Source organism: Rhodococcus sp. IEGM 1305, from assembly GCF_030058635.1.
GTDB lineage: Bacteria > Actinomycetota > Actinomycetes > Mycobacteriales > Mycobacteriaceae > Rhodococcus_F > Rhodococcus_F opacus_D.
In genome coordinates this window covers 1-18,731 of record NZ_JASHKX010000049.1, presented here as the reverse complement: position 1 = coordinate 18,731, position 18,731 = coordinate 1, and the positions used below count along the sequence as shown (strand labels likewise).

Genomic DNA, 18,731 nt, shown 5'->3' with positions numbered 1-18,731 from the left:
TCAACTATGAACACTCGCGCACCCGGGCTGCCCGCTGGGCGCAGCCCGCGGCTCCCCTCGGAAATCTGGGTGCTGGTCTCGGCCAGCTTCGTCATCGCACTCGGATTCGGGATCGTCGCACCCGCCCTCCCGCAGTTCGCCCGCAGCTTCGACGTGAGCGTGACGGCGGCCACCGTCGTGATCTCGTCCTTCGCGTTCATGCGTCTGGTCTTCGCCCCGGTCAGCGGCCGGCTCGTGCAGAAACTGGGGGAGCGGCCGGTCTACATCACCGGACTCCTGATCGTCGCCGCCTCGACCGCCGCCTGCGCGGTCGCGGGGGACTACTGGCAGTTGCTCGTCTTCCGCGCACTCGGCGGCATCGGCTCGACGATGTTCACGGTGTCGGCGATGGGCCTGGTGATCCGCATCGCACCGGTGGACAGCCGCGGTCGCGTGTCCGGGCTGTACGCGACGAGCTTCCTGATGGGATCGATCTCCGGACCCCTCGTCGGCGGGCTGCTCGTCGGATTCGGACTCCGGGTTCCGTTCGTCATCTACGCGATCGCCCTCGTCATCGCGGCCGCGGTCGTCTTCGTGAGCCTGCGCGGTTCGCACCTGACGGCGCCCGACGCCACCGCCGCCGGTGCCACCATGACGCTGCGGGAGGCCCTCGGGCAGCCCGTCTACCGCGCCGCCCTCGGCTCGAATTTCGCGTTCGGCGGGGTGATCTTCGGAGTGCGGGTGGCGATGGTCCCGCTGTTCGTCGTCGAGGCGCTGCACCGCGACGCCGCCCTCGCCGGCATCGCCCTCACCGTCTTCGCCGTCGGCAATGCGCTCGTCCTCATCGTGTCCGGGCGATTGTCCGACGTGTACGGCCGGAAGCTGTTCGTCCTGCTCGGACTGCTGGTGTGCGGCGCCAGCACCGTCGGGATGGGCCTCAGCGAGAACCTGCTCGTGTTCCTGGTGCTGTCCGGCATCGCAGGCATCGGTTCCGGAGTCATGAGCCCCGCGCAGCAAGCCGCGGTCGCCGACGTCGTGGGTGCGAAGTCCCGCGGCGGTCCCGTGCTGGCCACCTTCCAGATGGTCGCCGACGTCGGCGGAGTCCTCGGACCGGTCGGGGCGGGTCTGCTCGCCCAGCACCTGTCGTACGCGGTCGCATTCGGCGTGACCGGCGGGGTCATGCTCCTCGCCGCAGTGGGCTGGCTGCTCGTGCCGAACAAGCCGGCGCCCAAGGTGTCGGTCGAGGCGGTCTGACCGGCGTCTTCGGTACCCTCGTTCGGGTGTGGATCAAGGTCGTCTCCCTTCTCGCCCGGCTGTCTCTCGCCGCCGTCTGGCTGGTCTCCGGCGCACTCAAAGTCGCCGACCCCGCCCAGACGATCATCGCGGTCCGCGCCTACCAACTGCTTCCCGAGGACCTCGTCCGGCCGGTCGCGAACACGCTGCCGTTCTTCGAGATCGCCCTCGGACTGCTTCTGCTGATCGGGCTCGCCGTCCGCGCCACGGCCGCGGTGTCCGCCGTGCTTCTGCTCGGGCTCATCGGCGTGATCGTCTCCGTGTGGGCCCGCGGACTGTCCATCGACTGCGGATGCTTCGGCGGCGGCGGTGCGGCCGACGTGAACGGCTGGGATTACACCAAGGAAATACTCCGGGATGTGGGCTTCCTCGCACTGGCCATGTGGCTGATCGTGTTCCCCCGTTCCCCGTTCACACTGGGGCTCGGCTCCCGCACCACTTTCTCAGTGACCCCTCAGCAGACGGTGGCAGAGTAAGCATTCGGTAAATCGATCCGACGTCGAAGGACTGCATCCACGTGAGCTCGAAGAACAAGTACAACCCGCAGCCGGAATCCAGCCGGTCCACCTACATTCTCGGTGGGCTCGCCGTACTGGTCATCGCCGTACTGGTCATCGGTGGTGTGATCTGGCAGAGCAACCGCAGCAAGCCGCGCAACGACGGTTACGGCGGGGTCCAGAACTCCGAGGTCCAGGTGGCGCTGCAGGACGACGGTGTCGTACTTCTCGGTCGCCCCGACGCGGCCACCACGGTCGACCTCTTCGAAGATCCCATGTGCCCGTACTGCGCCGAGCTCGAGAACAAGAACGGCCAGGAACTCGCGCAGGCCATCGACGACGGCAAGGTGGCGGTCCGCTACCACGTCCTGAACTTCCTCGACCAGCTCTCGGCCAGCGGTGACTACTCCACCCGCGCCGTCGCGGCGTCCGAGTGCGTCGCAGAAACCGGTGACGCCGTGGCGTATTCGGCGTTCCACGCGGCGCTGTTCTCCCCGTCGAACCAGCCGAAGGAGAACGGCAGCTCCGATCACACCAACGAGGAGCTCGCGCAGATCGCCGGCGACGCCGGAGCGTCCGACGAGGCCGTCCAGTGCATCACCAGCGGTGCGAAGGTCGAGCAGGCCCGTGCGCACGCCGAGGCGGGCCGTCAGGCCCTCGCCGCGAGCGGCGCTACCGGCACCCCTGCCGTGGTCAAGGACGGCACCGTGATCGATGCACTCTCCAACGAGAACTGGGTGTCGCAGCTGTAGGCGGCTCCGCCGCCCGTGCGCCTTTTTGGTAGCTGGAACAACCAGAAAGGCGCACGGGCGCGAAGCGCCTCTGACCAGGCGATTTGTTGGCCCGGTCGGCAATGGTGTAACTTTCTTCGAGCACGGAGGAAGTCATTCCGAGTGTGGAGAACAACCGAATACGGGGCTATGGCGCAGCTGGTAGCGCACCACACTGGCAGTGTGGGGGTCAGGGGTTCGAGTCCCCTTAGCTCCACTTTCGAGAGAAGCCTCTCATCCGCAGACAATGCGGGTGGGAGGCTTTCCTCATTCATCCCCCTTGTCCCGGTGGGACACTGGCGTCATGACATTCACTGTGACGCATCGATCATTCGACCAATTGGCGGAGTTCGCCGTCACCGACTTCGGCGACGACGACAGCTACAGCATCCACGAGTCCGGGGCGCTCGTCATCGTCCGTGCCGCCCGGGAGCTGATCTACGCCCCCGGGAGCTGGTTCCTGGTGGAGCGGGAGGACGGGCAGGAGGACGGTTCGCCCGGCAACTACATGTGACCGCCCACCGCAGCGACGGCGGTTCCCGGTCGAACTCGCACATATGTTCGACCGCGAGGTAGGTTGGGCGTGTGGCCGCCGGAACCGAAACCGCGCCGGGGCGCTGTCCGAACGGGCACACGCTGGCCGCCAACACGTGCCTGGTGGGGTGGGAGGTGTGTGGGTGCGCGACGTCGAACAACGGTGGGCACCGCACCCATTTCTGCCGGCGCTGCGGCGCGACCGTCCGGACTCCGCCGTGTAGTGGCACGGCGTCCGGCGACGGGCGGTGAGCGGGCGGTTATCGGATCGGTTGCCTCGCGGCCGTGGGGTTGCCCCAGATCGTGTCGGATTCGTCCTGGAGCACGAGGGCGACCAACCTCTCGGCGCCTGCGGTGAACGTGGACGCCGCGACGCGCACCCAGATCCAGTGGCCTTCCCGGTGGCGGATGCGCAGATGTGCTGTCGCGCTGGTGCTTTCCGTACCCAGGACCCGGGCGAGCATGGTGCCCCACAGTTCGGCGTCGTCGGGGTGGAACAGTTGCTCGTGTTCGAGGTCTGCGAATTCGTCGGTGTCGTAGCCGATCAGGGCCGCGCAGGCGGGGTTGCTGAACACGAGGTTTCGATCCCGGTCGTGAACGCTGATCGCGTGGGGGATGGACTCCATCAGTGCAGCGAATCCGTCGCTATCCAGTTGTCTCACTGTCCCCCCTCGGGAATCTTCGATGGCGCCCACATAGTACGCCGCGCCTCGGATCTTCGGGCGGTATCGCAGTTAACGGCGAGCAACTTCCGGTATCGAACCTGCTCCGTGGCGATAGGGTGACGGGATGCGGTTCGTCACCATCGTCCAGGCCTCCGCGTTCGTCCCCGTGTGGCTTCGCGTTCTCCTGCTGATGGCGGCGGGCGCGAAAGTGTGGGGAGCCGGCATCTGTTCCGGCTGCTATTTCGGCAGCAAAGACGTCACGATGGGGCTGGGGACGTTCGTCAACCGCGGAGTGCTGTTCGACGGCACTGCGCCCATCACGCTCGGCAGGCAGGTCGCTGTCGGGCACCGCGCGCAGTTCATCACGAGTACTCACGAGATCGGTCCGAGCGACGGCCGGGGCGGGCGGGTGGTCGACCGTCCGATCGTGGTCGGCGACGGGTGCTGGATCGGCGCGGGCGCGATCATTCTTCCCGGAGTGACGGTGGGGGACGGATGTGTCATCGGGGCGGGCACGGTGGTCACCCGCGACTGCGAGCCGAACGGGCTCTACGCGGGGTCGCCCGCGCGTCGTGTCCGCGACCTCGACTCCGCGCCGTCCGTGCGCTGAGCGCCGGCCTGGCGTTCGACGGTGACCGCACGGTTCACGCCGTCGAGAAACCGTGAAATGGTGGCCCTTTCGGCGGTGTCGAAGTCGTCGAGGACGGAGGCCGTCCGGTCGATGAGCGGCCCGAAGAACGTCTGACCGAGGTCGACGGCGCGGGGTGTGACCGCGAGCAACGACCTGCGGCGGTCGTCGGCGTCCCGGTCGCGCCGGATCAGGCCTGCCTTCTCCATGCGATCGAGCAGGGCGGTGACCGAGGCGGAGTTGATGCCGAGCTGACTTCCGAGCCATCCGGGTGTGGCGGCGAGTCCCGTGCGGTCGGCGTCGAGGATGCAGATCAGGGCACGGAGATCGGTGGTGTGCAGTCCGTGCAGTTGCGCGAATTCGGCGCCGAGCAGGTTCAGTTCGACTGCGAGTGCACGCAGCCGGTGCACGGTCTGTGCGCCTTCGTCCGGGTCCACGCTCTGCAATCTACTGCGACTTTTCCTTCGTTTGTCTAGTATCTCGATTGGCGAGATAACCGAGGAGGGTTGATGACGTCAGTCGACGACTTCTTCGCCGCGTACGACGCGCTGCTGGACGAGTGGCCGGTGGACGTCACACCCGTCGACGTCCCGACACGGTTCGGGAGCACCCGGGTCAACGTGTGCGGACCCGGGTCGGGGGCGCCGCTTCTCCTGCTCCCCGGGGGCGGGGCGACGTCGACCGTGTGGATCGCGAACGTCGCGGCGCTCGCCCGCAGTCACCGGGTGTTCGCGGTGGACGTCATGGGCGACGTGGGGCGCAGTGTGAACGACGGCGCACCGCTGCGCACGCCCCTGAACCTGTTCGAGTGGCTGGACGCGGTGCTCGACCACCTCGGGGTGAACGCGTCCGCGGTGGTCGGTCATTCGTACGGCGCCATGATCGCCCTCGCCTACGCGCTGCACGGTTCCCGTCGCGTCGACAGCCTGGTGCTGCTCGACCCGACGTCCTGCTTTGCGGGCATGAGCCCGAGGTACCTGCTCCGCGCGGTGCCGGTGCTGATCAGGCCGACGGAGAAGCGGCAGCGGAGTCTGATCGGCTGGGAGACCGCGGGCGCCGGAGTCGACCCGCGGTGGCTGGGCGTGAGCGCGCTCGGGACGGCCGCTTTCGGCCGCACTGCGCTTGTGGTGCCGCCGCGCCCGAAGGCCGAGGCGCTGGGGAGGCTGACCGCCCATACTGCCGTGGTGCTTGCGGGAGGCAGTCGGGCACACGATCCGGGGAGGGTGGCGGCGAACGTCCGCCGGTTGCTCCCGTCGGCCACGGTCACGACGATTCCCGGCGCCACACATCATGCGCTGCCGATGACGCCCGCAGCCGACGTCGACGCGGCGATCCTCGCCGCGGGGGCGGGACGCTAGGATGGGCGCCCGGTAGATCGTCGAGGTCCCACGGAGGTCGCAGCGTTGGCGAAGAAGCGGATTCCCGTCGTCATCGTCGCCGGATTCCTCGGTTCGGGAAAGACGACACTGCTCAACCACGTGCTGCGCAACAACCGCGGGGTCCGGGTCGGCGTCATCGTCAACGACTTCGGCGCCGTGAACATCGATTCGATGATGGTGGCCGGTCAGGTCGATTCCATGGTGTCGCTGAGCAACGGCTGTATGTGCTGCGCCGTGGACGTCAGCGACATGGACGAGATGCTGGACCGCCTCGCCCATCCCACGTCGCAGATCGACGTGATCATCGTCGAGGCGAGCGGACTTGCCGAGCCGCGCAACATGATTCGGCTCGTTCTCGGCAGCACCAACCCGCACGTCGTGTACGGCGGCCTCGTCGTGATGGTCGACGGTGAGCAGTTCGAGGACAAGGCGGCGCAGCACCCGGACCTCGGCAAGCACGTCACGCTCGCCGACCTCGTGATCCTGAACAAGACGGACCGCATCGACGACGGCCGACGCGCCGCCGTGCAGGCGATGGTCCGCGACTACAACGACCGCGCGCCCGTCCTGACCACCGCGCACGGCAGGATCGAGCCCACCCTGCTGTTCGACCGTGAACCCGGGCGTGAACCGGCGGCGGGGGAGCAGCTGACCCTCGACCAACTCCTGCTGGACCAGCACGACCACTGCGATGACCACGATCACCTGCACTCGTCCTACGAGGCAGTCGATTTCGCCTCGGACGAGCCGATCGATCCGCGTCGGCTCGTGGAGTTCCTCGAGAAACGACCGGTCGGGATCTACCGGATCAAGGGATTCGTGCACTTCGCGGTGCCCGGACAGTCGCGGAAGTTCGAGGTGCAGACGGTCGGCCCGCACATCAGATTCACGTCGACGCGCTGGGAACCCGGCGAGGAGCGGGCGACCCAGCTGGTGCTCATCGGCGCCGACATCGAGGCCGAGCACGTGCGGACCCGGCTCGCGGACTGTGTCGTGGCGGAGGGGGACGAGGCGGACCCCGGCGCGATGCTGGGCGTGCACCGCTATACCGTGACCGCGTGACCGAGTCTGCGTGTAGTCCTGAAACGAATCCCGAGCCCGCGCTGTCCGTGTACGACGCGATCCGTCGTCGCCGCGACGTGCGGGCCGAGTTCACCGGGGAGCCGATCGCGGCCGACGTGCTCGACCGCATCCTGGGTGCGGCGCACTGCGCCCCCAGCGTGGGCAACACGCAGCCGTGGGATTTCGTTGTCGTGCGCGACACCGAGACGCTGACCACGTTCGCCGATCATGTGGCCGGCGCCCGGCGGCGTTTCGCGGACTCGCTGCCCGAGGACCGGAAGAAGACGTTCGATCCCATCAAGATCGAAGGGATCTGCGAGAGCGGTATGGGAGTCGTCGTCACCTACGACCGCAGCCGAGGCGGCGAACACATCCTCGGCAGGCACACGGTCGACGACACCGGTCTGTTCTCCGCGGTGCTCGCGATCCAGAATCTGTGGCTCGCCGCGGCCGCCGAGAACGTCGGCGTCGGCTGGGTGTCGTTCTACGACGAGCCGTATCTCACCGAACTGCTGGGCATCCCCGAGCCGGTGCGCCCCATCGCCTGGCTGTGCGTGGGGACGGTTGCCGAGTTCCAGCAGGTGCCGGACCTCGAGCGCTTCGGGTGGCGGGGGCGCCGGCCACTGGCCGACGCCGTCCACCTCGAGAAGTTCTAGCCCTGACGGCGGCGTGAGCCGGCGGCGGACGCCGTGCGGGTTCCGCCGCCGGTGGACGACGCGGCGCGCGGGCGTCCGGCACCGCCGGAGCGGGAGCGACGTGCCCCGCCGCCCTGGCCGTGTGCGCGACCGCCCTGGCCGCCGCGTCCACCCTGGGCGCCGCCCGGTCGCTGGTTGCGTCCGCCGCCGTTCGACGCGGGCGCAGCCGCCTTGGGGGCGGGGGTGACGTGCGGTGCGATGTCGCCGACCAGGTCGAGCACGTGTGCGGAATCCGCGGTGCTGCGGAGGGGGGTCACCTTGATCGCGGCCTTGCGCATCAGGACGGCGAGGTCCTTGCGCTGCTCGGGCAGCACGACCGTCACGACGTCGCCGGCGCTGCCCGCGCGTGCGGTGCGACCGGAACGGTGCAGGTATGCCTTGTGTTCGGCGGGCGGATCGACGTGGACGACCAATTGCACGTCGTCGACGTGGACGCCGCGCGCTGCGACGTCGGTGGCCACCAGCACGCGTGCCTCACCGGCGGAGAACGACGCGAGGTTGCGGTCACGGGCCGCCTGCGACAGGTTGCCGTGCAGGTCGACCGAGGGGATTCCCGCCTCGGTGAGCTGACGGGCCAGCTTGCGGGCCTGGTGCTTGGTGCGCATGAACAGGATCCGGCGTCCGGTCCCGGACGCCAGCCGCTCGACCAGCTTGCGCTTGGATTCGACGCCGTCCACGTCGAACACGTGGTGCGTCATGGCGGCGACGGGCGAGTTCGCCTCGTCGACCGAGTGCAGGACCTCGTTCTTCAGGAACCGCTTCACCAGCTTGTCGACGCCGTTGTCCAGCGTGGCGGAGAACAGCAGCCGCTGCCCGTGCTGGGGGGTCGCGGTGAGGATGCGGGTGACGACGGGCAGGAAGCCGAGGTCGGCCATGTGGTCGGCCTCGTCGAGCACGGTGATCTCGACGGCGTCGAGGCTCACGAACTTCTGCTTCATCAGGTCTTCGAGCCGTCCGGGGCACGCGACGACGATGTCGACGCCGGCCTTGAGCGCGCTCACCTGACGGTTCTGGGAGACACCACCGAAGATGGTGGTGACCCGCAGGTCGTAGGCGGCGGCGAGGGGCTCGAGGGCTGCGGTGATCTGCGTGGCGAGCTCGCGGGTGGGGGCCAGGATCAGGCCCACCGGGCGACCCGGGCGACGCTTTCCGCCCGACAGTTCACCCGCGAGGCGGGACACCATCGGGATGGAGAAGGCGAGCGTCTTACCGCTGCCCGTCTTGCCCCGGCCGAGCACGTCGCGGCCCGACAGCGTGTCGGGGAGGGTGTCGACCTGGATGGGGAACGGGGAGGTGATCCCCTTGTCGGCGAGTGCTTTCACCAGTGGTTCGCGGACGCCGAGCGCAGCGAACGTCGTGTCGGGAGTATGTGTGTCAGACAAGTGGTCAGGCCTTTCGGGCACAGGGTAGTGCCCGGAGGGCCGATACGGAAGGTCTCCGTCGGAGCTCGAGCACAGGTTGGCGGCGTTGCCGGTCGGCAAGCTTCTTCGCCGTAAGAAGAGCGGATGCGGTGGTGCACATCCAACAGGATTCGGGTGACCGAACTGAATGCGTTCTACGACGCTCGATGACCGTCGTGGTCACCTAGTGATCGCCACTCTACCCGGTGGCAGCCGAACGGTCCGACCGAGGACTCACAAACCGACCCATTCCGAGGCCCCGTCGGCGAAATTCTGCCGCTTCCAGATGGGTACTTCGTGCTTGATCCGTTCGACCAGTTCGGCGCACGCGGCGAACGCCTCGGCGCGGTGTGGTGCGGCGACTGCGGCGACCACCGCGAGGTCGCCGACGGTGAGGGACCCGACCCGGTGGACGGCCGCCACGGGTAGTCCGGTGGACGCCGCGACCTCCTCGCAGACGGTACGGAGGAAGCGCTCGGCGTCCGGGTGCGACTGGTACTCGAGAGCCGAAACGGATTGTCCGCCATCGTGATTACGGACGACGCCGGTGAACACCACGACGGCGCCGTGCTCGGGCCCGGCCACGGCGGCGTCGACGACGGCGGGATCGAGGGGCTGATCCGAGATCTGGGCGAGGATGTCACTCATCGTGCGCACCTCCGCCTGCGACCTGAGCGAGGAGGTGGTCGACGATGGGATCGAGGACGGACAATCCGTCCTTGACGCCACCCGGCGAGCCGGGCAGATTCACCACCACTGTGCCGTTCGCCACACCGGCGAGTCCGCGGCTCAGCGAGGCGTGCGGGGTCACCGCCGTCCCGCGGTTCCGGATGGCGTCGGCCACACCGGGGAGTTCTCGGTCGAGCACCGCACGGGTGGCCTCCGGGGTGGCATCCGTGGGGGAGACGCCGGTACCGCCGGTACTGATGATCAGCGCCGGATTGCCGGACAGTGCGTCGGCGAGGCCGGCGGCGATGTCGGCGTCCGCGTAGACCAGCGGACCCCGCGTGGTGAAGCCACGGTCCTCGAGCCACGCGGCGATCACCGGGCCGGTCGTGTCTTCCCGAGTGCCCTTCGCGCCGCCGGTCGAGGCGACCAGAACGGCCGCGGATCGCGATGTCACCGTGGGGATTCCGGTGCTCTGCTGCTCACGCGTCCAGTGTCCGCGTTTGCCGCCGTCCTTGGTGAGCAACCGGACACCGTCCAGTGTCGCGGCAGGGTCGACGGCTTTCACCATGTCGTGCAACGTCAATCCCGCCACCGCCACGGCGGTGAGGGCCTCCATCTCGACGCCCGTCGGGCCCTTCGTCTTCGCGGTGGCCTCGATCGTGATGGCATCGCCCGTGAACCCGAACTCCAGCTTCACCGACGACAGCGCGAGCTGATGGCACAGCGGAATCAGCTCGGACGTTTTCTTCGCCCCCGAGATCCCGGCGATCCTGGCCGTCGCGAGAACGTCCGCCTTGGGCAGATCGTCGGCCCGCACCAGTTCGATCACCGCGGGTGTGGTGACCAACTGCCCGGCAGCGACTGCAATTCGGGTCGTGTCCGCTTTCGCGCTCACATCGACCATGCGGGCGCGGCCCTCGCTGTCGAGGTGCGTCAGGTCGCTCATAGGGGGATCACCTTCACGAGTTGTCCGGCGTCGAGCGCGGTGACGTCGGCGGGAACGTCGAGGAGGACGTCCGCCCATGCCATCGCGGCGACGAGATGGGAACCGGGGCCGGACACGAGTTCGACCCCGGCGTCGGTGCGGCGTGCGCGGAGGAATTGCCGCTTGCCGGGAATGGAGGTGACGGCCGCGGCAAGCGGCAGCTCCTCGGGTTCGGTCGGAGGGAGCCCGGCCGCGCGCCGGATCTCGGGACGCGCGAACACCTCGAACGAGACGAGGGTGCTCACCGGGTTACCGGGAAAGTTGAGGACGGGCGTACCGTCCACGACGGCGGTGCCCTGCGGGCCGCCCGGTTGCATCGCGACGTGACCGAACTGTGCGCCGAGCGGCGAGAGCGTCTCCTTGACCACCTCGAAGTCGCCCATCGACACCCCGCCGGAGGTGAGGACGAGATCGGCGGTGGTGGTCGCCTCCGCGAGCAGGGTCCGGAACTCGGCCGGGTCGTCGCCGCTGCGGGTGATCGAGACGACCTCGGCGCCGTTGGCCCTGGCGCTCGACGCGAGGGCGATTCCGTTGGAGTCGTAGATCTCTCCGGGGTGCAGTGTGGTCCCGGCGTCCACCAGTTCGGCGCCTGTGGTGATCACGGCGACGCGGGGACGCGGACGCACCGGGACGCGCTGCAGGCCGACGGCGGCGAGGACGGCGATGTGCCGGGCGGCGAGAACACTGCCGACGGGCAGCAGGAGCGTGCCCTCCTGGACGTCGCTGCCGCGCTCGCGCACGAATTCGCCCGCGGTGCGCGAGCGTTCGATGCGGACCTGTCCGTCCGTGGTCTCCGTGTCCTCCACCGGGACGACGGCGTCGGCGCCGTCGGGGATCGGCGCACCGGTCATGATCCGGTAGGCGGTCCCGGGTGTGTGGGTGGTGGCGCCGGCCGGTCCCGCGGCGATCACGCCCAGCACCGGCAGCACAGCCGGGACCGACGCGACGGATGCGGCGTCGACCGCGTATCCGTCCATCTGCGAATTCCGGAACAACGGCAGGTCGACGGGGGAGTGGACGTCGGCGGCGAGGGCGCGCCCGAGCGCCTCGCCGAGCGGAATCTCCTCGGCCGGGCGCTCCTGGAGCGTCGCGAGGAGTTCGGCGACGTGCTGGGCGTGCTGCTCCACAGAGCGTGCGGTCACGATGTTCCTCCGGCCATGGTCACCAATCCTAGGCACCCCGCCAACGGAGCGACGAGGGCACCGCGCCGGACAACGGTCACCCCCTCGCGGCATACTGGACAGATGCAGCGAAAGGCAACTCGATGACGGCCGTGGCGATGGGTATCCCGACTGTCCGGTCGTCGGTCTCGCTCGACGGGAGACCCGACGTCGACCAGCTGGTCGACCGGTTCGGCCGGGTCGCGCGTGACCTGCGGGTGTCCATCACCGAGAAGTGTTCGCTGCGCTGCACGTACTGCATGCCCGAGGAAGGCCTGCCCGCCATTCCGGCGGAGAACCTCCTCACCGCGAACGAGATCGTCCGGCTCGTCGATATCGCCGTCCACCGGCTCGGTGTGCGCGAGGTGCGGTTCACCGGGGGCGAGCCGCTGATGCGGGTGGATCTCGAGCAGATGATCGCCGGGTGCGCCGAGCGGGCACCGGGGATCCCGCTGGCGATGACCACCAACGCGGTCGGTCTCGAGCACCGCGCGGCCGGGCTCGCCCGCGCCGGACTGACGCGGGTCAACGTCTCCCTCGATTCGGTCGATCGTGAGCACTTCGCGAGACTGACGCGGCGCGACCGGCTGCCGTCGGTGATCGCCGGTATCCGCGCCGCCGCCCGGGCCGGACTGGCGCCGCTGAAGATCAATGCGGTGCTCATGCCCGAAACGCTCAGTGGAGCGGCCGATCTCCTGGAGTGGTGCCTGAGTGAGGGCGTCGCGCTGCGGTTCATCGAGGAGATGCCGCTCGACGCCGATCACGAGTGGGCACGCGAGAACATGGTCGCCGCCGACCGGTTGCTGGCCGTCCTCGGCGAGCGGTTCACCCTCACCGAACACGGGAGGGAAGATCCGTCGGCGCCCGCCGAGGAGTGGCTCGTCGACGGCGGACCGGCCACGGTCGGGATCATCGCGTCCGTCACGCGCTCGTTCTGCTCGGACTGCGACCGCACCCGTCTCACGGCCGAGGGAACGGTACGGTCGTGCCTGTTCAGCGACCAGGAGATCGACCTGCGGGCGGCCCTGCGGTCGGGTGCGGGCGACGAGGAACTGGCGCAGTTGTGGCGCGGCGCGATGTGGAACAAGTGGGCAGGCCACGGAATCAACGCGGACGGCTTCGCCCCGCCGCAACGGAGCATGGGAGCAATCGGTGGTTGACGTGACAGGCATTTCCGTTCGGTACTTCGCGGCCGCCGCCGACGCGGCGGGCTGCACCAAGGAAACTCTCGACCTCCCGGTCGGCGCCGACCTCGGCCAGGTGAAAGACCATCTCCTCGCCAAGTACGGACCCGAGATGCAGCGGGTTCTGTCGGTCTCCGCGTTCCTGGTGGACTCCGAGCTGACGCGCGACCTGACCCGCACCGCCGGTACGCAGGTGGACGTGCTGCCGCCGTTCGCCGGCGGCTAGCGGGCCGCGTTCACGGAGTCGGCCAGCCACCGGTCGAACGTGATCGTTCCGAACCGATTGTCGGGCACCAGGTTCGATCCCTCTCGGAAGAACTGGCCCATCGCGCCCGGAAGAGGCACGGTCACGACGAACCCGTGCGTCCCGGTGGCCTTCTTCCACGCCGCCGTCAGATCGCGGGCGGTGCGAACCTCCGGTCCACCGATCGTGATAGTCCCCTCCGGCGCCGGTTCGGCGGCCAGGGCGGCGTCGACCAGCGCGGTCGCGACATCCCTGGTGTCGATGGTCTGGAAGTTCGTCTTGGAGAACGCGGGGATCAACCCGGCCCGGCTCGCCGGCTTCGCGATCATGGGAATGAAGTCGTGGAACTGGGTCGCCCGCACGATCGACGTCTCCATCGCGGCGCTCTCGTAGACCCGTTCCTGCTTCCGCTTCGCCTGGTAATAGGGGAATTCGCTGCGGTCGACGTTGACGATGGAGAGCAGCACGGCGCGCCCGACTCCCGCGCCGTCCGCGGTGGCGAGGAGGTTCTCGGCGCCTTTCTCCAGCACGGCCCGGGTGCCGCGGGTCTTGCCGTCGGTGGTGTCCACCACGACGTCGACCCCGTCGAGTGCTTCGGCGAGGCCCTCACCGGTGACGAGGTCACCGTGGAAATGGGCGATCTCGCTGCCCGGCGCACCGCCGTGCCGGGTCAGGACCCGGACGGAGTGACCGCGCGCGAGAAACTCCTTGACCACCTGCCGGCCCGCAGTGCCGGTACCGCCCGCGACGAGCGCCTGGACCATCGGGTCACCGCCACCACGTGTCGAGCGGGGTCACCGGGACCGTGCGCTTGTGGCGGGTGTTCAGGAACATCGTCTCCAGCTTCTGCGCGACGGCGTCCGGCACGTCCTTGCCTTCGAGGTAGTCGTCGATCTGGGCGTACGTGACTCCCAGCGCTTCCTCGTCCGGGAGGGCGGGGCGATCGTCCTCGAGGTCGGCGGTGGGGACCTTCTTCCACGTGCTCTCGGGTGCGCCGAGTTCGCGCAGGAGTGCGGCGCCCTGACGCTTGGACAACCCGGTCAACGGGGTGACGTCCACGCCGCCGTCGCCGAACTTGGTGAAGAAGCCGGTGATCGCCTCCGCGGCATGGTCGGTGCCGACGACGAGATACCCGAGCTGGCCGGCGATCGAGTACTGGATCACCATGCGTTCGCGGGCCTTGATGTTTCCGCGGACGAAGTCGCGGAGTTCGCCGCCGTCGCCGATGATGTCGCGGAGCGCCTCGGACGACTCCTTCGCGGTGGCGTCCGCGCCGGGCTTCACGTTGACGACCACCGACCGGTCGGGCTTGATGAAGTCGAGGGAGATCTGCGCGTCGGACTCGTCCGCCTGGGTGCCGTAGGGCAGCCGCACGGCGACGAACTCGGCGTCGTGGCCCTCGTCGCGCAGTTCGCTCGCCGCGAGTTGCGCGAGGCGTCCGGTGAGGGTGCTGTCCTGACCGCCGCTGATACCCAGGACGAATCCTTTGGCCGGGGTCGACAGCAGGTAGTCCTTCAGGAACTGAACACGTTTGCGGATCTCGTCGGCCGCATCGATGGTGGGCCGGGCACCGAGTTCCTCGAGGATCTGCGCACGTAGATTCGCCATGACAGAACTCTAGCGAGTGCCCCTGACGAGCGCAGGGTACGGTTCCGCGCATGAGTAGATCGGACGTTCTGGTGGTCAGCGCGACCAAGGCGGAGGCGGTGCACGTCCCGTCCGAGTTCGAGGTCCTGATCACCGGGATCGGCAAGGTGAGCGCCGCCGTGGCCGTGGCGTCCGCACTCGCCGACTATCCGCGAACGGACAAGCCGCTCGTCGTCAACATCGGCACCGCCGGTGCGTTGCACGAGCATCACAGTGGCCTGTTCACGCCGTCGACCGTCCTCAACCACGACATCAGTGGCGACGCCATCCGAGCACTCGGCCACGGGGTGGCCGATCTCCTCGCCCTGCCGGACGGCGACGGTTCGGTGCTCGCGACCGGCGATCTGTTCGTGTCCGACGCCGGCGTGCGCGACGTGCTCGCCCGCAGGGCCGACCTCGTCGACATGGAGGGTTTCGCCGTCGCCTATGCCAGCGCTCGCGGCGGCGCCCGGTGCCGACTGGTCAAGCACGTCAGCGACACGGCCGACGACTCGGCACTGGACTGGCCCGCCCGGATCGATGCGAGCGCCCGGGAACTCGGTCGCTGGCTGGCGGCTCTCTAGCTCGCCCGCAGTGTCAGCCCGATCCCGTCGCTGTTGACCAGTCGCAGCGAGTCCGAATGGACGCTGTAGCCCGTCTCCCCGGCCAACGCGGCGAGAACGGCACGTTCGACCTCGGACACATCCGGGGGGCACGCCATCCGGGTGGTGGCCCAGGGCCCGAACGAGATCGAACTCCGCTGCACGTCCGCGGTCCCGGTCATGCGGTTGCAGCCGGTGAAGCCGGACGCCGAACCGTCGCCGGCGATGAGCAACTGGGGTGCCGTCCTTTCCAATGCCTCCGTCGTCGTGACCGCGTCCGGACTGATCAGCGCGGTGACCGTCCAGGTGGTCCCGACGACGGGCCGATCCGGCCGGACGACCTTCTCGTCCGTCAGCGTCACCGAACCGGTGGACGTGGTAAGGGTGAGTGTGTCGCCGCCGAGGGTCCAGTTCGGTTGCGCGTCCAGCAGCGCCGCCACCCAGGCGTCCGCGCCGGCGGACTCGCCCGGACACGCCATCAGCGTCATCGCGAGCGGTCCTGCCACGACCTTCCCGCCGGACAGGTCCACGTCGGCGCTGCCCTGATTGCATCCGGCCTCGACGGAGAGGCGTCCGGGGTCGGTGAAGCCGAGCACGAGGGGCCCACCGCCGGGAATGGGGTCGCCCTCGACGGAGGTGGAGACGTAGGTGCGGCCCGCCGGATCCGGCGGGCCGGGCTGCGCGTCCCCGGCGCAGGCGGTGAGCGAGGCGAACGTCAGGAGGCCGAGAACGGTCGCGGTGGTGCGCATTCCCCGAGGTTAGACAAATTGTCCGGATCCGGGATCAACATCGGGTGACGCGCCGGATCAGGTCCTCCCAGGCGGCGCCGAGCCGCTCCACGGACATCCCGAGGTCGCGCAATTCGTGCAGTACCAGCGTGGCTTCGAGGGGTGCGAGCAATGAGCAGGCGAGCAGTTCGTGGTCGCCCTGCACCCCGGCCGCGCGGAGCAGGGACACGACGTGGCGCACGGAGACCGCCCGGGCGGGTGCGGCGAAACGGAACTCGAGGGAATTCTCGGCCGCGCGCTGGACCTCACCCTGTACCTCGACGATCGCGATGCGGGCGTGCCCGAAGGCGATCAGTCGGTCGATCGGGTCGGCGCCCGGTCCGAGCGGCGGTGGACCGAACATGAAGGACTGCTGGAGTTCCCGTTCGGTGTGGTCGAGGAGTGCGTGCATGAGGCCCGACCGGCTGCCGAACCGGCGGAACACTGTGCCCTTGCCCACACCGGCCTTGCAGGCGACCGCGTCCATCGTGACGGCGTCGACGCCGCGCTCCGCGACCAGCAGCGCAGCCGCGTCGAGCAGACGACGCCGATTACGTGCGGCGTCTCCGCGTTCCGGGGGATCGACCCCGATCTGGGGCAGCAGGGGACTGGTCACGCCTCGCATCCTACCGTGACGGGAACATAAGTGGACCGCGGTCCGTTTAGTTGCTATACATGTTCACGAGTCGCCCTACGCACCATCGAAGGATTATTGACATGTCACAGACCAACGTTCTCGTTCTCGTCGGCAGCCTCCGCGCCGCCTCGGTCAACCGTCAGCTCGCCGAGACCGCGATCGCCGTGGCGCCCGACGGTGCCGAGGTGACCGTGTTCGACGGCCTCGGAGACGTCCCCTTCTACAACGAGGACATCGACGTCGCCGGTTCCATCCCCGCCGTCGAGGCGCTGCGTGAGGCCGCCGGCCGCGCCGACGCGCTCCTGCTCCTCACGCCCGAGTACAACGGCACCATCCCCGCCGTCCTCAAGAACGCCATCGACTGGATCTCCCGGCCGTACGGCACCGGCGCCGTCAAGGACAAGCCCGTCGCCGTCATCAGCGCCTCACCCAGCGGCAACGGTGCACAGTGGGCGCACGAGGACACCCGCAAGGCCGTCCGCATCGCAGGCGGCAAGGTCCTCGAGGACGTCACCCTCGCCATCGGCGGCACCATCGACAAGTTCGGTGACCGGCACCCGCGCGAGAACGCCGAGGTCGCGCAGCAGGTTGCCGACGTCGTCGCCAGCCTCGTCGACGCCACGAAGCAGCTCGTCGACGCCTGACGATCCGCTCGCGCGCGGCGCCGTCGTCGCTACAGCCCGGTCCGATCCAGGGCTGCGTCGACGGCGTCGCGCACCGAGTCGAAGTCTTCACCGGCCGCCAGGGCAGAGTCCCTGGCGGCTTCTATCTGTTCGCGCACCGTCTCGTACCGGGTGACCCACTCCTCCTTGTTGTCGCGCCAGTAACCGATGACGTCGTGGCGGTCCGCATGCCAGCCCAGGTCATGTCGTAACCAGCGCCGCACCACCCGCGACACCTTCGCCTCGCCCGCGAACCACACGTATCCCGGTGCATCCGGGCGCGGCCAGTCGCGGGCCGCCTCGGCGAGCAGACTGTCGCCGGCGCCGTTTCCGCTCCCGTCCAGCCACGTCATGGTCAGCGCGGCATCGGTGGCGAACTGCTGCCGGTCCTCGGGGGTCGTGACCTCCGCGATGACGTGCACCCGCGGCGAGCCGGGCAATTCCTCGAGTATCCGGCCGACGGCGGGCAGTGCCGTCATGTCGGCGAGGAGGAGTTGCCACTCGGAATCGGCGGGCGGCGCGTACCACCCCGAGGCGGTGGAGAACCCGAGCGTCTCACCGGGGCGCGCGCGAGCGGCCCAGTGCGCCGCGGTTCCGCCCGCGTGGACGGCGAAATCGATGTCCATCTCCAGGGCGTCCGGATCCCAGCGGCGGACGGTGTAGCTGCGCTTCTCCGCGCCGTCGGGTGGGAAGGCCAGGAGCAGGCGCTCGTCCGGCCGCCCGCTGGACTCGAATCGACCGAGATCTCCGCCCGCGAGGGTGATCCTCTGCATGTTCGGCGTCACCCGCGTCGTGCGCGCCACGGATGCCGACCAGGGGAGGTGGTCCAGGGAGTCGTCGGACATGCGCTCACGGTACCGGGGCCGGCAGGCAGTTACCGGTCGGCAAGCATGGAGAGCACGTCGTGTGCGACGCCCCGGTGTGCCCGGCCGCGGGCGGTCGGGGAGCGGCGTCTCCGGGTGGGGCGAGGGCTGCGCTCGGAGGGGGCTGCCATGGTCCGGCGGAGTCGTCTCCGGCCGGTCCGTACGGTGCTCTCCCGGGGCCCGCACCGCGGATGCGGGCGTGTCTGCGGAGGTGACGTAAGCTCCCGGAGCCTCCAGTGCACGAGCGCGATGCGAGGGGTGTTCCGCGTCACACCGAAGATGTGATGTGCGACACGCCGGAGCGAGCACGAAATTTATGGTCCGCGGGATGACGACCTGGGAATTTCATCAATGTGACTCACAACATCTCGGGTTAAGTGTTTCTGTCGGCCACTAGGTGTAGTGTCTTGAGCACTGAGAGACCACAACG

General features: G+C 69.0%; 23 protein-coding genes and 1 tRNA gene. 13 read left to right on the top strand and 11 right to left on the bottom strand.

The annotated features are described in order from the left end of the window. The first annotated feature begins 6 nt into the window (after window positions 1-6). From QM693_RS34225 to QM693_RS34205, 5 genes are all read left to right on the top strand, one after another. Window positions 7-1,233, top strand: a complete 1,227-nt coding sequence (locus QM693_RS34225; protein ID WP_283354539.1) for an MFS transporter — start codon at window positions 7-9, stop codon at window positions 1,231-1,233. Window positions 1,234-1,259: 26 nt separating this feature from the next. Further along, complete coding sequence (locus QM693_RS34220; RefSeq protein WP_283354538.1) at window positions 1,260-1,748, top strand: MauE/DoxX family redox-associated membrane protein; 489 nt, start codon at window positions 1,260-1,262, stop codon at window positions 1,746-1,748. Window positions 1,749-1,789: 41 nt separating this feature from the next. Further along, window positions 1,790-2,521 carry a DsbA family protein gene (locus tag QM693_RS34215; protein WP_283354537.1) on the top strand — a complete coding sequence of 244 codons (732 nt, stop codon included), beginning with the start codon at window positions 1,790-1,792 and terminating at the stop codon, window positions 2,519-2,521. A gap of 162 nt (window positions 2,522-2,683) precedes the next feature. After that, window positions 2,684-2,756, top strand: a tRNA-Ala gene (locus tag QM693_RS34210). A gap of 87 nt (window positions 2,757-2,843) precedes the next feature. Then, the gene (locus QM693_RS34205; RefSeq protein ID WP_011598322.1) at window positions 2,844-3,053 is read left to right on the top strand and encodes a hypothetical protein; all 210 of its coding nucleotides are present in this window, start codon (window positions 2,844-2,846) and stop codon (window positions 3,051-3,053) included. Between the two features lie 280 nt (window positions 3,054-3,333). On the opposite strand, the gene QM693_RS34200 is transcribed toward QM693_RS34205, so the two are convergent. Further along, window positions 3,334-3,735, bottom strand: a complete 402-nt coding sequence (locus tag QM693_RS34200) for a PAS domain S-box protein (RefSeq protein WP_241961798.1) — start codon at window positions 3,733-3,735, stop codon at window positions 3,334-3,336. Window positions 3,736-3,862: 127 nt separating this feature from the next. On the opposite strand from QM693_RS34200, the gene QM693_RS34195 reads away from it, so the two are divergent. Further along, complete coding sequence (locus tag QM693_RS34195) at window positions 3,863-4,348, top strand: acyltransferase (protein ID WP_283335250.1); 486 nt, start codon at window positions 3,863-3,865, stop codon at window positions 4,346-4,348. Here QM693_RS34195 and QM693_RS34190 read toward each other — a convergent pair. After that, window positions 4,288-4,812 carry a MarR family winged helix-turn-helix transcriptional regulator gene (locus tag QM693_RS34190; RefSeq protein WP_280781683.1) on the bottom strand — a complete coding sequence of 175 codons (525 nt, stop codon included), beginning with the start codon at window positions 4,810-4,812 and terminating at the stop codon, window positions 4,288-4,290. The genes QM693_RS34195 and QM693_RS34190 overlap by 61 nt on opposite strands. A gap of 63 nt (window positions 4,813-4,875) precedes the next feature. On the opposite strand from QM693_RS34190, the gene QM693_RS34185 reads away from it, so the two are divergent. Genes QM693_RS34185 through bluB form a run of 3 tightly spaced genes read left to right on the top strand, consistent with a single transcriptional unit; the run spans window position 4,876 to window position 7,463 of the window. After that, window positions 4,876-5,724: an alpha/beta fold hydrolase gene (locus QM693_RS34185; RefSeq protein WP_283354536.1), complete on the top strand. Its 849-nt coding sequence runs from the start codon at window positions 4,876-4,878 to the stop codon at window positions 5,722-5,724. A gap of 45 nt (window positions 5,725-5,769) precedes the next feature. Continuing rightward, entirely contained in the window at window positions 5,770-6,807 is a 1,038-nt protein-coding gene (locus QM693_RS34180) for a CobW family GTP-binding protein (protein WP_280781685.1), read from the top strand. Then, window positions 6,804-7,463 (top strand): 5,6-dimethylbenzimidazole synthase, encoded by a 660-nt coding sequence (bluB, locus tag QM693_RS34175; protein WP_283335253.1) that lies wholly within the window; start codon window positions 6,804-6,806, stop codon window positions 7,461-7,463. Before QM693_RS34180 ends, bluB begins: the two co-directional genes overlap by 4 nt. Here bluB and QM693_RS34170 read toward each other — a convergent pair. From QM693_RS34170 to QM693_RS34155, 4 genes are all read right to left on the bottom strand, one after another. After that, window positions 7,460-8,884, bottom strand: coding sequence for a DEAD/DEAH box helicase (locus tag QM693_RS34170; protein ID WP_198601971.1), 1,425 nt, complete (start codon window positions 8,882-8,884; stop codon window positions 7,460-7,462). The two genes, bluB and QM693_RS34170, sit on opposite strands and share 4 nt — an antisense overlap. Before the next feature lie 252 nt (window positions 8,885-9,136). Continuing rightward, window positions 9,137-9,550: a molybdenum cofactor biosynthesis protein MoaE gene (locus QM693_RS34165; RefSeq protein WP_280781687.1), complete on the bottom strand. Its 414-nt coding sequence runs from the start codon at window positions 9,548-9,550 to the stop codon at window positions 9,137-9,139. Then, complete coding sequence (gene moaCB, locus QM693_RS34160) at window positions 9,543-10,517, bottom strand: bifunctional molybdenum cofactor biosynthesis protein MoaC/MoaB (RefSeq protein ID WP_280781688.1); 975 nt, start codon at window positions 10,515-10,517, stop codon at window positions 9,543-9,545. Before moaCB ends, QM693_RS34165 begins: the two co-directional genes overlap by 8 nt. Continuing rightward, window positions 10,514-11,698 (bottom strand): molybdopterin molybdotransferase MoeA, encoded by a 1,185-nt coding sequence (locus QM693_RS34155; protein WP_280781689.1) that lies wholly within the window; start codon window positions 11,696-11,698, stop codon window positions 10,514-10,516. The genes moaCB and QM693_RS34155 overlap by 4 nt, the downstream gene beginning before the upstream one ends. Before the next feature lie 122 nt (window positions 11,699-11,820). On the opposite strand from QM693_RS34155, the gene moaA reads away from it, so the two are divergent. Beyond that, entirely contained in the window at window positions 11,821-12,876 is a 1,056-nt protein-coding gene (gene moaA, locus QM693_RS34150) for a GTP 3',8-cyclase MoaA (RefSeq protein ID WP_043782234.1), read from the top strand. Then, a complete protein-coding gene (locus QM693_RS34145; protein WP_280781690.1) occupies window positions 12,869-13,126 on the top strand; it encodes a MoaD/ThiS family protein in 258 nt (85 codons plus the stop codon). The genes moaA and QM693_RS34145 overlap by 8 nt, the downstream gene beginning before the upstream one ends. On the opposite strand, the gene QM693_RS34140 is transcribed toward QM693_RS34145, so the two are convergent. Next, on the bottom strand, window positions 13,123-13,908 hold the full coding sequence (locus QM693_RS34140) for an SDR family oxidoreductase (RefSeq protein WP_280781691.1): 786 nt from the start codon (window positions 13,906-13,908) through the stop codon (window positions 13,123-13,125). The two genes, QM693_RS34145 and QM693_RS34140, sit on opposite strands and share 4 nt — an antisense overlap. Window positions 13,909-13,912: 4 nt before the next feature. Beyond that, complete coding sequence (nadE, locus tag QM693_RS34135) at window positions 13,913-14,752, bottom strand: NAD(+) synthase (RefSeq protein WP_005240272.1); 840 nt, start codon at window positions 14,750-14,752, stop codon at window positions 13,913-13,915. Between the two features lie 50 nt (window positions 14,753-14,802). On the opposite strand from nadE, the gene QM693_RS34130 reads away from it, so the two are divergent. After that, window positions 14,803-15,354: a nucleosidase gene (locus QM693_RS34130; RefSeq protein ID WP_283354535.1), complete on the top strand. Its 552-nt coding sequence runs from the start codon at window positions 14,803-14,805 to the stop codon at window positions 15,352-15,354. Here the strand turns inward: QM693_RS34130 and QM693_RS34125 are convergent. Together QM693_RS34125 and QM693_RS34120 are read right to left on the bottom strand one after the other, a co-directional pair. Beyond that, window positions 15,351-16,121, bottom strand: coding sequence for an META domain-containing protein (locus QM693_RS34125; protein WP_283354534.1), 771 nt, complete (start codon window positions 16,119-16,121; stop codon window positions 15,351-15,353). The genes QM693_RS34130 and QM693_RS34125 overlap by 4 nt on opposite strands. 34 nt (window positions 16,122-16,155) lie before the next feature. Then, window positions 16,156-16,755 carry a TetR/AcrR family transcriptional regulator gene (locus QM693_RS34120; protein WP_280781693.1) on the bottom strand — a complete coding sequence of 200 codons (600 nt, stop codon included), beginning with the start codon at window positions 16,753-16,755 and terminating at the stop codon, window positions 16,156-16,158. A 101-nt stretch (window positions 16,756-16,856) separates the two neighbouring features. Here QM693_RS34120 and QM693_RS34115 point away from each other — a divergent pair, with 101 nt between their 5' ends. Then, window positions 16,857-17,420 (top strand): NAD(P)H-dependent oxidoreductase, encoded by a 564-nt coding sequence (locus tag QM693_RS34115; protein WP_280781694.1) that lies wholly within the window; start codon window positions 16,857-16,859, stop codon window positions 17,418-17,420. 29 nt (window positions 17,421-17,449) lie between these two features. On the opposite strand, the gene QM693_RS34110 is transcribed toward QM693_RS34115, so the two are convergent. Then, the gene (locus tag QM693_RS34110; RefSeq protein WP_283354533.1) at window positions 17,450-18,283 is read right to left on the bottom strand and encodes a siderophore-interacting protein; all 834 of its coding nucleotides are present in this window, start codon (window positions 18,281-18,283) and stop codon (window positions 17,450-17,452) included. Window positions 18,284-18,731 lie beyond the last annotated feature (448 nt).

What these genes read in the sequence shown, in the direction of transcription:
- QM693_RS34165 (WP_280781687.1), bottom strand. Translation starts at nt 9,550, where the DNA reads ATGAGTGACATCCTCGCCCAGATCTCGGATCAGCCCCTCGATCCCGCC.
- QM693_RS34205 (WP_011598322.1), top strand. Translation starts at nt 2,844, where the DNA reads ATGACATTCACTGTGACGCATCGATCATTCGACCAATTGGCGGAGTTC.
- QM693_RS34140 (WP_280781691.1), bottom strand. Translation starts at nt 13,908, where the DNA reads ATGGTCCAGGCGCTCGTCGCGGGCGGTACCGGCACTGCGGGCCGGCAG.
- QM693_RS34125 (WP_283354534.1), bottom strand. Translation starts at nt 16,121, where the DNA reads ATGCGCACCACCGCGACCGTTCTCGGCCTCCTGACGTTCGCCTCGCTC.
- moaCB (WP_280781688.1), bottom strand. Translation starts at nt 10,517, where the DNA reads ATGAGCGACCTGACGCACCTCGACAGCGAGGGCCGCGCCCGCATGGTC.
- QM693_RS34115 (WP_280781694.1), top strand. Translation starts at nt 16,857, where the DNA reads ATGTCACAGACCAACGTTCTCGTTCTCGTCGGCAGCCTCCGCGCCGCC.
- QM693_RS34225 (WP_283354539.1), top strand. Translation starts at nt 7, where the DNA reads ATGAACACTCGCGCACCCGGGCTGCCCGCTGGGCGCAGCCCGCGGCTC.
- QM693_RS34110 (WP_283354533.1), bottom strand. Translation starts at nt 18,283, where the DNA reads ATGTCCGACGACTCCCTGGACCACCTCCCCTGGTCGGCATCCGTGGCG.
- nadE (WP_005240272.1), bottom strand. Translation starts at nt 14,752, where the DNA reads ATGGCGAATCTACGTGCGCAGATCCTCGAGGAACTCGGTGCCCGGCCC.
- moaA (WP_043782234.1), top strand. Translation starts at nt 11,821, where the DNA reads ATGACGGCCGTGGCGATGGGTATCCCGACTGTCCGGTCGTCGGTCTCG.
- QM693_RS34130 (WP_283354535.1), top strand. Translation starts at nt 14,803, where the DNA reads ATGAGTAGATCGGACGTTCTGGTGGTCAGCGCGACCAAGGCGGAGGCG.
- QM693_RS34185 (WP_283354536.1), top strand. Translation starts at nt 4,876, where the DNA reads ATGACGTCAGTCGACGACTTCTTCGCCGCGTACGACGCGCTGCTGGAC.
- QM693_RS34195 (WP_283335250.1), top strand. Translation starts at nt 3,863, where the DNA reads ATGCGGTTCGTCACCATCGTCCAGGCCTCCGCGTTCGTCCCCGTGTGG.